Annotated in this window: 17 protein-coding genes; 11 read left to right on the top strand and 6 right to left on the bottom strand. The window is 62.0% G+C overall.

The features are described 5' to 3' along the window. Positions 1-28: 28 nt before the first annotated feature. Positions 29-295, top strand: a complete 267-nt coding sequence (locus B2W55_RS25350) for a cupin domain-containing protein (protein ID WP_414631657.1) — start codon at positions 29-31, stop codon at positions 293-295. Between the two features lie 24 nt (positions 296-319). On the opposite strand, the gene B2W55_RS25355 is transcribed toward B2W55_RS25350, so the two are convergent. Then, entirely contained in the window at positions 320-502 is a 183-nt protein-coding gene (locus B2W55_RS25355; protein WP_080891104.1) for a hypothetical protein, read from the bottom strand. A 25-nt stretch (positions 503-527) separates the two neighbouring features. Between B2W55_RS25355 and B2W55_RS25360 the strand changes: the two genes are divergently transcribed. Then, the gene (locus B2W55_RS25360) at positions 528-713 is read left to right on the top strand and encodes a hypothetical protein (protein ID WP_016847356.1); all 186 of its coding nucleotides are present in this window, start codon (positions 528-530) and stop codon (positions 711-713) included. 158 nt (positions 714-871) lie between these two features. On the opposite strand, the gene B2W55_RS25365 is transcribed toward B2W55_RS25360, so the two are convergent. The 4 genes from B2W55_RS25365 to B2W55_RS25380 form a co-directional block, all read right to left on the bottom strand. Then, positions 872-2134, bottom strand: a complete 1263-nt coding sequence (locus tag B2W55_RS25365; protein ID WP_024582031.1) for a CaiB/BaiF CoA transferase family protein — start codon at positions 2132-2134, stop codon at positions 872-874. 300 nt (positions 2135-2434) lie between these two features. After that, positions 2435-2857 carry a GFA family protein gene (locus B2W55_RS25370; RefSeq protein ID WP_024582032.1) on the bottom strand — a complete coding sequence of 141 codons (423 nt, stop codon included), beginning with the start codon at positions 2855-2857 and terminating at the stop codon, positions 2435-2437. A gap of 373 nt (positions 2858-3230) precedes the next feature. Then, the gene (locus B2W55_RS25375; RefSeq protein WP_024582033.1) at positions 3231-3806 is read right to left on the bottom strand and encodes a DUF6456 domain-containing protein; all 576 of its coding nucleotides are present in this window, start codon (positions 3804-3806) and stop codon (positions 3231-3233) included. An 88-nt stretch (positions 3807-3894) separates the two neighbouring features. Next, a complete protein-coding gene (locus B2W55_RS25380) occupies positions 3895-4455 on the bottom strand; it encodes a GcrA family cell cycle regulator (protein ID WP_024582034.1) in 561 nt (186 codons plus the stop codon). Between the two features lie 127 nt (positions 4456-4582). Here B2W55_RS25380 and B2W55_RS25385 point away from each other — a divergent pair, with 127 nt between their 5' ends. From B2W55_RS25385 to B2W55_RS25395, 3 genes are all read left to right on the top strand, one after another. Continuing rightward, the gene (locus B2W55_RS25385; RefSeq protein ID WP_024582035.1) at positions 4583-5221 is read left to right on the top strand and encodes a LexA family transcriptional regulator; all 639 of its coding nucleotides are present in this window, start codon (positions 4583-4585) and stop codon (positions 5219-5221) included. A gap of 154 nt (positions 5222-5375) precedes the next feature. Next, entirely contained in the window at positions 5376-5651 is a 276-nt protein-coding gene (locus B2W55_RS25390) for a hypothetical protein (protein ID WP_024582036.1), read from the top strand. Between the two features lie 171 nt (positions 5652-5822). Beyond that, the gene (locus B2W55_RS25395; protein WP_024582037.1) at positions 5823-6977 is read left to right on the top strand and encodes an OpgC domain-containing protein; all 1155 of its coding nucleotides are present in this window, start codon (positions 5823-5825) and stop codon (positions 6975-6977) included. 29 nt (positions 6978-7006) lie between these two features. Here B2W55_RS25395 and B2W55_RS25400 read toward each other — a convergent pair whose 3' ends face one another. Beyond that, the gene (locus B2W55_RS25400; RefSeq protein WP_024582038.1) at positions 7007-8302 is read right to left on the bottom strand and encodes a glycoside hydrolase family 3 N-terminal domain-containing protein; all 1296 of its coding nucleotides are present in this window, start codon (positions 8300-8302) and stop codon (positions 7007-7009) included. A 112-nt stretch (positions 8303-8414) separates the two neighbouring features. Between B2W55_RS25400 and B2W55_RS25405 the strand changes: the two genes are divergently transcribed. The 6 genes from B2W55_RS25405 (at position 8415) to B2W55_RS25430 (ending at position 14392) form a co-directional block, all read left to right on the top strand. Next, on the top strand, positions 8415-9029 hold the full coding sequence (locus B2W55_RS25405; protein ID WP_145987248.1) for a hypothetical protein: 615 nt from the start codon (positions 8415-8417) through the stop codon (positions 9027-9029). After that, complete coding sequence (locus B2W55_RS25410) at positions 9026-9724, top strand: response regulator transcription factor (RefSeq protein WP_024582039.1); 699 nt, start codon at positions 9026-9028, stop codon at positions 9722-9724. The genes B2W55_RS25405 and B2W55_RS25410 overlap by 4 nt, the downstream gene beginning before the upstream one ends. Then, positions 9721-11313: an ATP-binding protein gene (locus tag B2W55_RS25415; RefSeq protein WP_024582040.1), complete on the top strand. Its 1593-nt coding sequence runs from the start codon at positions 9721-9723 to the stop codon at positions 11311-11313. The genes B2W55_RS25410 and B2W55_RS25415 overlap by 4 nt, the downstream gene beginning before the upstream one ends. Before the next feature lie 185 nt (positions 11314-11498). Next, positions 11499-12530, top strand: a complete 1032-nt coding sequence (gene dctP, locus B2W55_RS25420) for a TRAP transporter substrate-binding protein DctP (protein WP_024582041.1) — start codon at positions 11499-11501, stop codon at positions 12528-12530. A gap of 27 nt (positions 12531-12557) precedes the next feature. Beyond that, positions 12558-13106: a TRAP transporter small permease gene (locus tag B2W55_RS25425; RefSeq protein ID WP_024582042.1), complete on the top strand. Its 549-nt coding sequence runs from the start codon at positions 12558-12560 to the stop codon at positions 13104-13106. Continuing rightward, a complete protein-coding gene (locus tag B2W55_RS25430) occupies positions 13103-14392 on the top strand; it encodes a TRAP transporter large permease (RefSeq protein ID WP_024582043.1) in 1290 nt (429 codons plus the stop codon). The genes B2W55_RS25425 and B2W55_RS25430 overlap by 4 nt, the downstream gene beginning before the upstream one ends.

The raw sequence follows: 14392 nt of genomic DNA on the forward strand, positions 1-14392 counted from the left end.
ATATTGCAGGCCGAATGACACGGCAATCCTGAACTTGCTTCCCGCACAGGGTTCGGTGGAGTTGCAGCATGATGCGGCCGGCAAGGTGCATCACTTCCATACCCATCCGGTCGACGAAATTCTGATGATCGTCAGCGGCCGGCTGAACTTCTCCTGGGATGGTGGCGAACGCGTGGTCGGTGCCGGCGACACGATCCTGCTGCCTGCCGGCACCCGGCATCAATCCGAGGCGCTCGAGGGCGGCGCAATCTACGTGATCGCGACGCAGCCGCCCGCCAAGCCGATCAAGACCTGATATCCGGGAGAAAACGCGAACACTTCAGGACAGTGAAGGATCGCGTGGCGGCTCAACCGCCAAACGTTCGACCAGCTCGATGACCTCGCAACGCTGGCCGGGCGCAAGTCGAAGGAAAGCCTTCAACAGTCGCAGGCTTTCCAGTGTTTCGCTCGATGGAGCTCCGAGCTTCTTCTGCAGCTCTGCAACGTATGTGGGATTTTTCATCTCGCACCTTAAGTGAGGATCACGAATGGCATACCCAGGTAAACGTGAAGGCTTGGCCCAGAAGGTCGACACCGCAGCACAAGAGGCCGAACGCCTCGGCCTGACCACGGCAACCCTCATACTTCGGATGGCACGCCTCGAGATCGATCGGGCGGAGCCCGAAGAAGTTGAAAGTATGCCAAGGAACAACCTGCGCAGCAAGCCGAACTGAGACCCGGGGCACGGGCCAGTTCCAGCTCCCTGGCCGTCCGTCGGCACGGGTCGGGGAGTTGCCTGCTTGAGCGACATTCCAGCAGGCGAGAGGCATTGCTCTCGTCTGCCGTCAGCTTGTTGTAAGGATGCTGAATTTACGGCGCAGCCCCGACCGCGTTAGCCTGTATTCCCGGCCTTGCCGAATGCGCCTGCCTCGGCCAATGCCGCGAGGCGGCGGTTGTCGTAGCCGAGCGTCCTGCTCAATACATCACGCGTGTGCTGGCCGAGCAGTGGAGCGGCAACCGGGTCGACCGCCGGCGTCAGGCTCATGCTGACCGGCGACTCGATGTTCGGAACCGAGCCTGCGGTCGGATGCGCGATCTTGCTGAGACGATCCCGGTCGCGCACCTCGGGCGCGTTGAAGCCCTCCTCGACCGTTCGCAGATAGCCAACCGGAATGTTGGCCTTCTTCATCTTCGCCATCCAGTTCTCCAGCGTGTCGCTGGCAAACACGCCGGCAATGATGCCGCGCAGCTTCTCCTTGTTGGCGGTCCGCGCCTTGCGTTGAGCAAACTCGGGATCGGTGATGAGATCCGGGCGCTCCAGCACGTCTGTGACAAGCCGGCGATAGAGCCGGTCATTGGCGCAGGCCATGTAGAGCGGACCATCGGACGCCCGGTAGACGCCGACCGTCGGAGAACCATTCGGAGAGTTTCCGAAGCGGCCCGGGTTGTTACCGTTGATGAGATAAGCCATGCCGTAGAAGCCGGTCATTGACACCGCGGTGTCGATCAACGCGACCTCGACCTGCTGGCCTTGACCGAGCCGATCGCGCGCAATCAACGCCATCAGGATGGCATTGCAGGCCGACATGCCCGTTGCCATGTCCACGATCGGCGGACCAGTGCGCACCGGCTCGCCGTCCGCAAAGCCGTTCAGCGACATGAAGCCGCTTTCAGCTTGCGTGATCGGATCGAAGCCGGGGCGGAGCGCGAAATCGCCCTTGCGGCCATAGGCGGAGATCGAGCAATAAATCAGCCGCGGATTGGTCGGCGCCACCGACGCATAGTCGAGACCGAATTTCTTCATGACGCCGCCGGAGAAGTTTTCTACCACGACGTCGGCCTTGGCAATCAGTTCGCGTGCGACCTCGAGCGCAGCGGGATTGTTGAAATCGAGCACAATGCCGCGTTTGTTGCGGTTGAGGCTCAGATAGGCCGCGCTTTCTCCGCCGATTTCGGCGTGTTCGTAAGCGCGCGTGTCGTCACCGCCGTCCGGATTCTCGATCTTGATGACCTCGGCTCCGAAATCGGCCAACGTTTGCGTGCAGGCCGGCCCCGCGACGACGCGAGTGAAGTCGACAACCAGCAGGCCATCGAGCGCCGTCGGAACTCCCTCCCCGCGCGGCGCGCGCCCTGGCAATTCTGGTCCGGTCATGATCCGACGCTTCCTCTGTTATTTTGTCAGGCGAAATACCGCGACCCTGGCAGGACCGCCGCCGCACGCCTTTTAGCGGAAGCCCATCGTTAAGACCAAACCCGGATTTTGCAGGGCGGGACCTTCGCCTGACATGGCTGCGATCGGCAAGGATTGTCCTGGCGGTGCCGGAGCGCCGATGCGAAAGAATGACTTGAACAGGAGAACGGCAGACTGGCGGGCCGGTCAGGGACCTCCACCCGCGGAAGAGTAGCGGGTGACGACGCGCCGTCGTCACCCGCTCCGTCATGAAGCACCGTCGCGCTACTCTGCGATCATTTCCCCGGAGCCACCGAACTCGGCCGGAAAATCCTTCAACTTCGGCAAGCCATCGCGGATCGGCAGCACTGCCTCGGAATAGTTGACGTGGACGCCCGGGCTGAACTTCAGCGTCGGGATCGTTGCCGTGAACACGTCGACGAGCCCAAGCGTCGGGTGGTTGGTCATCAGGTGACCGCCGCATTTGGTGCAATATTTGCGCTGGCTCATCGCGGTCTTCTCGAAGGTCGCGATGTGGTCGGCGCCCTTGGTGACCTCGACTGCTTCAGGCTTCCACAGGCTGAATGCATTCACCGGGCCACCGGACCATGAACGGCACGAACGGCAGTGGCAGTAACCCATCGCCTCCGGTTCGCCCGTGACCTTGAGTTCGACGGCGCCACAAAAGCAGTTTCCTGTGTGATTCATCGGTCGGTTCTCCTTGGGTGAAGTGGTAGGACTCCGCGCCGGCATCGACCCACGTTACTCGTGATGTTCGCGATGCAGGACAGGACGTAAGCGGGCTTAGTCGCTGCGAACTCCCTGGTGGACGTACCAGACCGTTCCCCGCACAAGAGGGCAATCACGTTGCGCTCGGATGCAGGCAGGTCGTCGACGCGAACGAAGTTACATGAGAGTCCGCGCCGCTGTCGACCATCTTCCGCAAGACATGCTCAAGCACGTCGTCCACCACAATCAGGGATCGAGTTCAGTGTGAGGCAGAGCACAGTGCCGTAACACGATGCGATGTGCCGCGCCGGATGCTTGCGTTGCAACCGGCGCGTGAGCACATCACGCTCAATCAGCATTGCCGGTGCTTCGCGGGAACCCGATGCACCGTGACAAGCCCGTACATCAGCGCCAACCGATCCAGGCATTCCTTGAAACGCCGCGCGAAATAGTCCTGCCAGCGCTGCGTGCGTAGTCCGCGTCGTTGCCCGACCTGTTCCATGGTCATCCCGAGGATCAGAACGTCGTGCACCAGTGCAGAGCCATCGGCGCCAAGCTCATGCTCGGCACGATTCAAGCGAAGCGTCGCCTGGCGCTGTCGTTCCGTGATCGGCTCGCGCAGCTCGCCGCCATCGACATATTCGCGGGTCGTATCCACGGCGCGGGGGCCGCGCTCGGCCTTCTCCCAATCGTTCTGAAAAGCCCGGCCGCTCCGATACTGCGTATCGTCGATCTGGCGGTGGGCATGCAGCCGGCCGAGCGGATCGTTACGTATCGAGCGAAATGCAACGATCTTGTCGCCCGGCTCCAGCGCCATCGGATCGTCGACCTCGACGGTCGCCAGCTCGGCGTTGAACGGCAGATCCTGGGCGCGTCGATCGTGCGCTCCAGCGGGGTCGTATGGCTTCCGGCGTTTGGCGCGAGGCATTGCTGATCTCCAAATGTCTGCTGATGAGCGCGCGGAGGCTTCCGCGCGGTTGCGGATGGAAAGTTCGGAGGTCGGGAGATGAACCGTCTCAGCCGGCCCCGACGGCTCGCAGCCAGCCATCGTTGAGTACCGGTTTCGCCGAGGCCTCGAGGTCGCGGCTCAGGCGAAAATGTGGGGTGCAGTAGCTCGCGCCCGGCCGGCAGGGATGACCGCAGAAGGTCATTGTCTCGACGTCGGCGTCTCCGCCATAGGGATAGCGGCAGTCACCGCGTTCGAGCTCGAGCAGGGAGAGGTGCCGCGGCATAACCCCCGCGCAACGAAGCGGTGGCATCTCCACCGTCTCGGTGAATATCCGTGGCGAACCAAGCAGATCGAGCGTCGGCTCGGCCGGGCGCTCGCGCAGGCATTCGCCTCGTGGCAATTCCGGCGGGGGCGGCTTGGGCGGATCCAGTCGCCCCGGCAGGGACGGCTCGGGCCGATCGAGCCCCGCCAGCCCCATGCGCTGTGCCCGGCTGAGCGCCGCGTTACGCGTATAAGCCGTGTTGAATGCTGCGTTAATCGCGTCGGCGATCTCCGAATAGGACAAGCCGCGGGCGCGCAGGTTTTGCAGGGCTGCCGAGTGCTCCGGCAGCCAGTTCGTCATTTCCATTCCAAATTCCCATTTTTGTCATTCTGCCGGCGCCTCACACAGCTTCCGATATTCCGAAGAAAAAGTCAAGCTTGATTTCTGATAATCGTAACGGTAATGATGTATCCGGGTTTGGAGAGGATGAACCATGCTGGATGCAGCACTGATCGAACGAGCACTGGAAAAGACAGGCAAGAGCAAAGGCGGGCTTGCCCGCGCAATGGGAGTTCGGCCCGGAGCGGTGTCCGAAATCCTATCGGGAATACGGTTGATCAAGGCGTCCGAGATCGCCCCGATCGTCGAGTATCTGGAGCTGAACTCGGTGCCGATCGTGGGCCGGGTCGGCGCCGGCGCCTCGATCGAGCCGGAACTGGAGCAGGTACCGCCGGAAGGTCTTGGCGAAGTCGAACTTCCGTTCCCGATGACCGAGGAGACCGTCGCCTTCGAGGTTTCGGGCGATTCGATGCTGCCGAAATATGAGAATGGCGACGTCATCGTGGTCTATCGCGAACAGCGTTATCCGCTGTCGAGCTTCTATGGGGAGGAAGCTGCGGTTCGGTTGAAGAGCGGCGAGCGCTATCTGAAGACGATCGAACGCGGCAGTTCTTCCGGTACGGTCAACCTCAAGAGCTTCAATGCCAAGCCGATCAACGGCGTAAAGCTCGAATGGATCGGCGAGATTTGCGTCACCCTGCCCCGCGGCCAGATCGAACGACTGCGCGGCAAGACGGCGTCGAAGGGCCGCAAGTCCGGCAAGGCACAGGGCGGACGATCGTCCGAGAAGTAACTGCGTCAGAACCGGACGGACCGATTCGCGTGCCTTCACGCCGAATCGGTCCGGCCAGTTGCGCCGAGTCTCGCATGTCGACAATATCGCTTGACAAACTTACGATTATCCGAAATAATCGCCGGTGACAGTGAAACGCACCGAACGATTGGCAATGCAGTATTTTGTCGTGATGATCGACTATGGCCGCAGAGGCCGGGAGGCGATCGTCGACCCCGAACTGACGCGACGCGAGGTCGTCTCGCGGATCGCATCAGGCGAATACGCAAACATCAGCTTCATCCATGAGATCGTCGAATCATCGGTCGAGGACATCACGGACGACATCCTTGCCGAGGCCGCCCTGCCTGAGATCTCCCTCACCGGGGCGAACCTGCAAGCCAATGCACTTGACCACGCCCGCGATCTGCGCAAACACGAACCGGTCTGATGTCCAGGCCGCCCGCGTGGTGATTTCGAAAACGTGATTTTCCCATGACGGCCCACTTGGCCGGAACCGGAAACGAACTAGATAGGGTTCACGCAAAGTCTATTCGGACTGCGTGTGGGTTCCCTTGTAGATTGGCGATCTCGTTTCCCGGGCCGGTGATTTCTGCTTCCGATGAATCCGACAAAAAATGCCGAGATCGCCGCGGCGGATAGCGATCTCAGGATTGCGCTGCTGCTCGGCATCGCGAACTGGTTTCTGTTCCTCGACCATGTCCCGCACAATGTCGTCAACGCGCTGACGATGCGCAATTTCGGCTTCAGCGGCGCCACCGACCTGTTTGTGTTCGTCGGCGGCTATGCGACGACGCTGATCTATACGAGGATGGCGGTGGAACGCGGGATGCTGGTGGCCGCCACCCGGATCTTCAGGCGTGTGTGGCAGCTCTACGCCGCCTATATCGTTCTGTTCGTCATCTATGTCGAATTGATCAGCTATGTTGCGGCCCGGACCGCGGCCCCCGAGATCATCAGCGAATTCAACATCACCGGCTTCATCGATCACGGAATCCGGACGCTGATCTACGGCCTGTTCCTGCAGGCCAAGCCGCTCAATCTCGATGTCCTGCAACTCATTATCGTCCTGATGGCGTTCCAGCCCATCATCGTGTGCGGGTTGTTCTACGTACCGAACGCAACGCTCGCGGGCTCCACCGCCCTTTATGCGACCGCTCGCGTGCTCGACTGGAACCTGACGTCATACCCGGATGGCCGTTGGTACCTGAACCCGTTTTGCTGGCAATTGCTGTTCGTGATGGGTGGCTGGCTTGCGCTCGTCGGCCAGCGATACGCACCTGCGATCCGTTCGTTGCAGAACATTCCGGCGCTGCGCGCCGCGGCATTGCTGTATCTGGTGCTCGCGCTCGCGATTGTCGTGAGCCGCGATATCCCGGCACTCGCCCAGGCGATGCCGGCCGGGTTGACCGATATGCTCCTGCCGAGCGACAGGGAGGATGTCGCGCCACACCGCATCCTGCATTTCCTTACGCTGACGTTCCTGTTCACTTTGCTGGTGCCGCGCAACTGGGCGTATTTACGATCCTACGCCTTGCAGCCGATCATCAAGTGCGGCGAGGAGTGGCTCGCCGTGTTCTGTGCAGGCGTTTTCCTGTCCTTTGCCGCGCATCTGGTCCTCATCACCGGCCCGAACTCGGTGGCGAGACAGGTCGCGGTCAGCATCGCCGGCCTCGCCGCAATGACTGCGGTCGCCTACTACGTCTCATGGTCGAAGCAGCAGGACAACAAATCGGCGGTCGGAGCTCATTCCTGAGACCCGTTCCAATCGGAACGAAAGAGGCTCTAGTCGATCAACGAGGCCCGCCTTAGCCGCGCCTCGCTGTCGTGCAACATGATAGCGTCGAATCCATCTTGTGCAGCCGCGTCGGTCGCGCACGCAAACAGACGATAGAACTGCGCGCCGTCATAGGCCACCAGCAGGAGATCAACGCCGGCGTTCAGCGCCTCGACAACCGCTGTGCAAACGTTGTGTTGATAGATCGCGCCCATCACAAGGTCGTCCGTCATGACGAGGCCCTGGTAGTTCCAGGTCTTCCTGATCAATCCGTCGATGACCGCCTTTGAATGCGACGCGGGCCGTCGAGGATCGAGAGCACTCACTGCCACGTGCCCGACCATCAAGCGTGCGCTGGTCGTCGACAACACGTCGCGGAACGGACGCCAGTCGCTCGCTTCCAGTTCGCTGACCGGCGTATCGAGATCAGCTGTGAAATGGTGCGTGTCGGCACGCACGCGGCCCAATCCTGGAAAGTGCTTTACGGTCGCGTTGACGCCGGCGGACTCGAGGCCGTGGATGTAGGCGTCCGCGATCGCGCTGACCTTGGCGGGATCGTCTGAAATCGCCCGCTGATTGATGAGCGTGTTGAAATCAAGCCGATTGCGCTTTGCTTCCGGTCGAAGGTCGAGCACGGGGGCAAGATTGAGGTTGACACCGAGCGACGCCAGCTCGCTTCCATGGATACGCCCGAACTCCTCTGCTTTTGCCTTTCGCTGGTCTGGCGCCAGATCGACCAATGAGGCGAGCGCAGGCAGCCGCGTCAGCGGCGGTGCCAGATGAGAGACGATGCCGCCCTCCTGATCCGTCGCCACAATCAGCGGTGGCAGCCCCGCCGCCCGCCGCCTCGCCTGCAAGGCAGCGATTTCTGCCTTCAATGCCTCGGCCGTCCGGCCTGCAACATTGCGCCCTGTGACATAGATCCCCCCAATCAATCCCTTTTCTGCCAGCGGAGCGACCTCGTCCAGCGACCGATAGCCAACGATGAAATGCTGCCCGAGCGACCGCGCGAGCGCCGCCTCGGTCCGCAGAACCCGCTGCTTGCGAAATTCGAACACACCGTGCGCTGCCAGCAGCACGAGCGGCGGCATACACCACAGGATGACCAGGAGCCTTCCTGCCCACGGCCGCCCGCGCCATCCGCCGAGGCGGAGCAACATGAACACGACGGCGCCACTTGCGATCACGAGCATCAGATTGCCCATCCCACGCATCGGCACCAGATACGGATCGTTGCTGTTGATGCCCACAAGCACGAATACAAGCCCGACGATCCAGAGCAACGTAGTACGGACGATTTGCATGGAGCCACGCATGACTGAAGAAGCAGACCTGATGCGTCCGTATCAGACGGGATTCACTGGCGCGAGCCGATAAGTCGCGTCTGCACGCAATCTGCATAAGAATCCTGAACTCTTGCAGATCGTGTTCCCGGCATTTGCACATGTACGCCTCAAGGTTCGTCCGAGCGGCACCTCGATCCCAAACCCAGGCAAGCGGATCGAGACGCTGCGGCCGACGCACCCCAGCGATCCCGAGGTCATCATGACAAGCTTTGCGCCACCGGAGATCGAAACCCGGTCAGTCGACAACAAGCTTCTCCCGGTCAAAATCGCGGCAACGCTCGCTCTTGCGGCATTGGCCGATTGGTTGTTCTACGACCAGCGTCTCGGACTTTCCGTCGTCATTTTTGCAGTCGCGTTCGCTTGCGCGTCGCTGTTCGTCAACCTCGGCAATCTCGACCAACATCAGCTACAGACGGGAAGCCTCGGGCAACGGGGTCAACCTGGATATCGACTATCTGGTCCGGCTCGGGCCACAGGCCCTCCCGGCAATCGATCGAGGGCTCGCGCTCCACGCTTTCGATCCCATCCTTGTTTACCACCGCAATTGCCTTGTAAAAGAGCAGCGCGAGCGGATGGTCTCCTGGCGGAGCTGGGGCTTCCGCAACTGGCGGCTCCAGCGCATGCTGGATCGCCAGCAGGGTTCAGCCGCGAGCTAGATGGCTTCGTATCCGGAGTGAACTTGTGACCAACCGCATTCTTGTCGTCGACGATGACCTCCATATCCGGGAGGTCATCCGCGTCGCTCTGAAAAAGGCGGGTATGAACGTCAGCGAGGCGCGCGATGGGAAGGAGGCCCTGGCCCGGTTTTCCGCCGAGCCACCGGACCTGATCGTGCTCGATATCGGCATGCCGGAATTCGACGGCCTCGATGTCTGCCGGGAGATCCGCAAATCATCCGACGTGCCGATCTTGTTCCTGTCCGCCCGCGACGATGAGATCGATCGCGTCCTCGGGCTCGAGATCGGCGGCGACGACTATGTGACTAAGCCCTTCAGCCCGCGCGAACTCGTCGCGCGGGTCAATGTGATTCTGCGACGGCTGGCGCCACGGCCGGGCGTGCCGGAATCGGGTGCCCTCTCCAAGGGGCAGCTCTCGGTCGATCCCGAACAGCACGTCGCAACATTCGGTGATACGCCACTGCATCTGACCGCGATCGAGTTCGGCATCCTGCGCGCGTTCCTGACGCGACCTACCGCGGTGTTCAACCGTGAGCAGATCATGAGCGCAGCCTATCAGCTCAATATCCAGGTCTCCGACCGCACCATCGACAGCCATATCCGCAACATCAGAGCCAAGCTCGCCGCGGTGAAATGCGACAATGTCATCGAGACCGTGCATGGCGTCGGGTTCAAGCTCGGCAGGTGCGAGCCTCCCGCATGACGTCTTTCCGTGCCCGACAGAAGTGGCGCCCTTCGCTCAGCTTCGTCATCTTCGCCGTGCTTGCCCTGGTCGCCGTGCTCCCGTTGCTCGGACTGTTCTTCTTCCGGCTCTATGACAACCAGCTCATTCGCCAGACCCAGGCCGAACTGATCGCGCAGAGCCGCGTGCTGGCCGTGATCTATGCACGGGACGTGCAGGCGCAGCTTGCCAATGGCATCCCGCTCGGCGCCGCAGTTCCACCCGAGGCGCTTCCCGATCCGGGCGATCAGGTGACGCCGATCCGGCCCGAGCTCGATCTTGCCGGCAACGATCTTCTGCGGCGACGACCCGACGCGCTTCCTGCGCCCAAGCCGGCAGATCCGGCTCACATCGCCATCGGCGCGCGGCTCATGCCTCTCGTGCTGGAGACCCAGAAAGTGACGCTGGCGGGTTTCCGGATTCTCGATCCGCAGGGCGTCGTCATCGCGGGACGCCAGGAGGTCGGACAATCCCTCGCCCATATCGAAGAGGTGGCGGCGGCGCTGCGCGGCCAGTATAGCGCCGCGCTGCGCATCCGTATCCCCGACAAGCCTCCGCCGCCGATCTATTCGATCAGCCGCGGCGTCGGTGTCCACGTCTTCTCGGCAATGCCCGTCATCGTCAACGATCGGGTTGCCGGCGTGATCTATGCGTCGCGGACGCCGAGCAACATTTTCGAGCATCTCTATCGGGAACGCGGCAAGTTTCTGCTGGCCGCGATCGTCGTCGTCCTGGCGACAATCGCCATCGGCTTGGTGTTCTCGCGCACCGTCACGCGGCCGATGCGTGAGCTGGTCGACCGCGCCGTGCAGATCGGCCGTGGCGATCGCGATGCATTCAAGGCGCTGGACCATTATGGCACCCGTGAACTCGCGCAACTCTCTGACAGCTTCTTCGGCATGGCGCAGCAATTGTCGCGCCGCTCCGACTATATCGCCACCTTCTCCGCGCACCTGACGCATGAGTTGAAATCGCCGCTGACCTCGATCAAGGGCGCCGCCGAGTTGCTCCTGGACTCGCTGCACAGCAAGACGGCAACGCTCACACGGACCGAGCAGACGAACTTCGTGTCGAACATCCTCGGCGATGCCGAGCGCCTGGAGGCCATGAGCCACCGGCTGCGCGAGCTGGCCCGCGCCCAGGGCGTGCCGGAGAACGAGCAGACACAGCTCGCAGACGTCATCGATCGCCTGAGGAACCAGTTTCCAGCTCTCGCCATCAGCACCGGCGGTTGCCTTGAACGTTCGATCGGCATGTCCACCGAAAAGGCCATGATCGTGTTGGCCCATCTGGCCGACAACGCGATCCGTCACAATGCAAAATCGCTGGCCATCGAGGCGGTCGGCGAGACGTCCGGCATCCGTGTCACTGTCGGCAATGACGGCAATCCGATTTCCGAGCCCAATCGCGACCGGATCTTCGACGCGTTCTTCACCACCCGCCGCGATGCGGGCGGCACCGGCATGGGGCTCGCGATCGCGCAGGCGGTGATGGTGAGCCACGGCGGCTCGATCCGCCTCCTGCCCGCCAGCCGCGGCGTCGCCTTCGAGCTGGAATTCCCCGCTATCTGACCCGTCGCAGAACCAGCGACCACACCCAGGCAATTTCCCGCGTGATGGACAAAGCTGAGATTGATATCCCGGTGCTTCCCCAGGGCTTCGTTGTCATCAGGCATGTGCAACCGAGCCATGCTTGACGCGCAATTTCGTTTATGCGCAGCTGCTCAAAACAACATTGATATTCAGGGGCAGGAGATATGAGCGGGCTTCGGCGCGTATTGGCCGGTTACGGCTTCCTCATCGCATCGGTCAATCTGGCGGCAGCGGCGGAACCGATCAAGCTGCGGGTCGCCGACTCCTTTCCGAAGGGGCACTATCTCGTCCGCCTGGTGCTCGAGCCCTGGATGGCCGAGGTCCAGAAGCGTACCAACAATGCGGTAACGTTCGAACACTATCCGGCGCAGCAGCTCGGCAAGGCCGCCGATATGCTCAAGCTGACGCAAACCGGCGTCGCCGATATCGGTTATGTCGCACCCGCTTACGTCTCCGACAAGATGCCGGTCTCCGAAGTCGCGATGCTCCCCGGCATGTTCGAGCATTCCTGCCAGGGCACACTCGCCTATTGGAAGACCGCGCGGAGCGGCGTAATCGCACAGCAGGATTATACCGCGAACGGCATCCGCCTGCTGCTCGCGGTGAGCCTGCCGCAGTACCGCATCTTCACGGTCAAGCAACCGGTGAAGGAGACCGGCGACGTTACCGGCCTCAAGCTGCGATCGACCGGCGGTGCGCAGGACCTTACCTTGCGTGCCATCGGAGCCGTGCCGGTGCGCATGGCCGCGCCAGATGCCTATGAATCCCTGCAGCGCGGTACCATGGATGGTCTGCTGTTCCCGCTGGAGAGCGTGGTCGCATACGGCGCCGACAAGCTGGTCAAATATTCGACCGACGGGGTCGGCTTTGCCAGCTTCATCGTCGCCTATTCGATCAGCGACACCGTCTGGAAGAAGCTTCCACCCGATGTTCAGAAGGCGATGGCCGACGTTGCCGAGGAGATCATTCCGTCGGCATGCCAGCAGGTCCAGAAATCCGACGATGAGACCAAGAAATCGCTTGAGGCCGCCGGGGTGCGGTTCGAGACCTTGCGGCCGGACGTGAATGCCAAGTTCAAGGATTTGATGAAAGGCGTCGCCAAGACCTGGGCCGACGGCCTCGATGGGCGCGGCAAACACGGCAGCGACGCGCTGAAAGAGTTCGATGCGGCGGTTGCAGCCATTCCCGCCAAGTGATCGAGCAGAGCCACTGGGAGAGCAATTTTGTTTGACGGAGTCTTGAGGGCGCTCGCGGCGATAGAGAAGATCGCCTCCACGATCGCCGCCGTGTTCATGTTCGCGATCATGATCATCGTGTTCGGCGATGTCATCATGCGCTACGCATTCAACAAGCCATTCTCCTGGGCCTACGACCTGATCTCGATCTATCTGATGGCCGGCATCTTCTTCCTGGTGCTGTCCGAGGCCTATGCCAACCACGCTCATGTCAGCGTGGATATCCTGCAACAGAAGTTTTCGCCGGCGATGATCCGCGTTTCGGAGATCGTGACGTGTGTCGTCGGCATCGCGGTGTTTTCGCTGATCGCCTACCTCGGCTTCCTGCGCGCCGTGGACAGCTTCAGGTCCGCCGACGTGATGGCCGGCGCGATCCCATGGCCGATGTGGCCGTCGATCGGACTGGTACCGCTCGGCGCTGGCCTGATCACGATTCGCCTGACGTTGCACCTCATTGGACACCTCATCTCACTCGCCACCGGACGCAGCCTCATTGCTCTGCCGGCCTCCCATGCTGCCGGAGAAACCTTCGAATGACGCTCGTCCTGACGATGCTCGTGCTGTTCGCGCTGCTCGCGATCGGCACGCCGGTTGGTTTCGCAATGGCGGGGTCCGGTGCTCTGGGCCTCTACATGATCGGCGGCATGCCGATCCTGTCGGGTATTCTGCAAACGGCACCGCTCTCGGCGGTCACCTCCTATGAGCTGATCACCATCCCGATGTTCCTGCTGATGGCGGAATTCGTCCTCGTCAGTGGCATTGCCGACGATCTGTTCAAGGCCACCGCGGCCTGGGTCGGACGCATTCCCGGCGGCCTCGGCATGGCAACGGCGCTGGCGGGTGCCGGCTTCGGCGCGATCTGCGGCACCAGCACCGCATCCGCCGCCACGTTGTCGGCGACGAGCTTGCCGGCGATGCTGAAGCAGGGCTACGAGCCGAAGATGGCGGCTGGCGTCGTCGCGATATCCGGCACGCTCGCCATGCTGATCCCGCCATCGGTCGCGCTCGTGATCTACGGCCTGCTCGCCGAGGTGAACATCGGCGCGCTGCTGATCGGCGGGGTCATCCCCGGCATTCTCGTGACCTTCACGATCATGGCCACGGTCTGGTTCCTGGCCTGGCAGGATCCGTCGCGTGCGCCGGCGGCACCTTCGGTCTCGCTCGCGGAAAAGTTTCGTATGCTTCGCGTGGTCGGCCCGATGCTGTTGCTGTTCGGCATGGTCACCGGCGTCATCTACACGGGTGTCGCCACGCCGACCGAGGCGTCCGCGCTCGGTGCTTTCGGAGCGTTCGTGCTCGCCGTGTGGAAAGGCAAGATCAACCGCAAGACACTGCGCAGCGCATTGATTCGCTCGGCACACGGCACCTGCATGATCGCCATGATCCTGTTCGGCGCATCGATCTTCGGTTACTTCTTCACGCTGACGCAGGTGACGCAGAACCTGGTGAGCTGGGTCGGCAGCCTGGCGGTACCGCCGTGGCTGATCCTGACCATCATCCTGTTCGGCTATATCGTGCTCGGCTCGTTCATGGATCAGATCGCGATCCTGGTATTGACCGTTCCGATCGTGCTGCCGCTGATCAAGTCGCTCGGCTACGATCCGCTGTGGTTCGGCGTCATCAAGATCGTCACCGCTGAGGTCGGCATGATCACGCCACCGGTGGGCCTCAACTGCTTTGTCGTAGCGCGCTACTCGGGGCGCCCCGTGGGCGAGGTCTTTCATGGCGTGTTTCCACACTTCGTCGCGCACTTGATTGCAATTGCGATCCTGGTGATCTGGCCGATGATCATTCTCTGGCTGCCGATGAAGATGGGTTACTGA

This window comes from Bradyrhizobium sp. UBA2491 (genome assembly GCF_002341725.1).
In the GTDB taxonomy this organism is placed as follows: Bacteria; Pseudomonadota; Alphaproteobacteria; order Rhizobiales; family Xanthobacteraceae; genus Bradyrhizobium.

Excerpts from the sequence above, each read along its gene's own strand:
- B2W55_RS25395 (WP_024582037.1), top strand. The coding sequence starts at position 5,823 with ATGAATCCGACAAAAAATGCCGAGATCGCCGCGGCGGATAGCGATCTC.
- B2W55_RS25380 (WP_024582034.1), bottom strand. The coding sequence starts at position 4,455 with ATGGAAATGACGAACTGGCTGCCGGAGCACTCGGCAGCCCTGCAAAAC.
- dctP (WP_024582041.1), top strand. The coding sequence starts at position 11,499 with ATGAGCGGGCTTCGGCGCGTATTGGCCGGTTACGGCTTCCTCATCGCA.
- B2W55_RS25430 (WP_024582043.1), top strand. The coding sequence starts at position 13,103 with ATGACGCTCGTCCTGACGATGCTCGTGCTGTTCGCGCTGCTCGCGATC.
- B2W55_RS25355 (WP_080891104.1), bottom strand. The coding sequence starts at position 502 with ATGAAAAATCCCACATACGTTGCAGAGCTGCAGAAGAAGCTCGGAGCT.
- B2W55_RS25370 (WP_024582032.1), bottom strand. The coding sequence starts at position 2,857 with ATGAATCACACAGGAAACTGCTTTTGTGGCGCCGTCGAACTCAAGGTC.
- B2W55_RS25415 (WP_024582040.1), top strand. The coding sequence starts at position 9,721 with ATGACGTCTTTCCGTGCCCGACAGAAGTGGCGCCCTTCGCTCAGCTTC.
- B2W55_RS25360 (WP_016847356.1), top strand. The coding sequence starts at position 528 with ATGGCATACCCAGGTAAACGTGAAGGCTTGGCCCAGAAGGTCGACACC.
- B2W55_RS25390 (WP_024582036.1), top strand. The coding sequence starts at position 5,376 with ATGCAGTATTTTGTCGTGATGATCGACTATGGCCGCAGAGGCCGGGAG.
- B2W55_RS25400 (WP_024582038.1), bottom strand. The coding sequence starts at position 8,302 with ATGCAAATCGTCCGTACTACGTTGCTCTGGATCGTCGGGCTTGTATTC.
- B2W55_RS25385 (WP_024582035.1), top strand. The coding sequence starts at position 4,583 with ATGCTGGATGCAGCACTGATCGAACGAGCACTGGAAAAGACAGGCAAG.
- B2W55_RS25375 (WP_024582033.1), bottom strand. The coding sequence starts at position 3,806 with ATGCCTCGCGCCAAACGCCGGAAGCCATACGACCCCGCTGGAGCGCAC.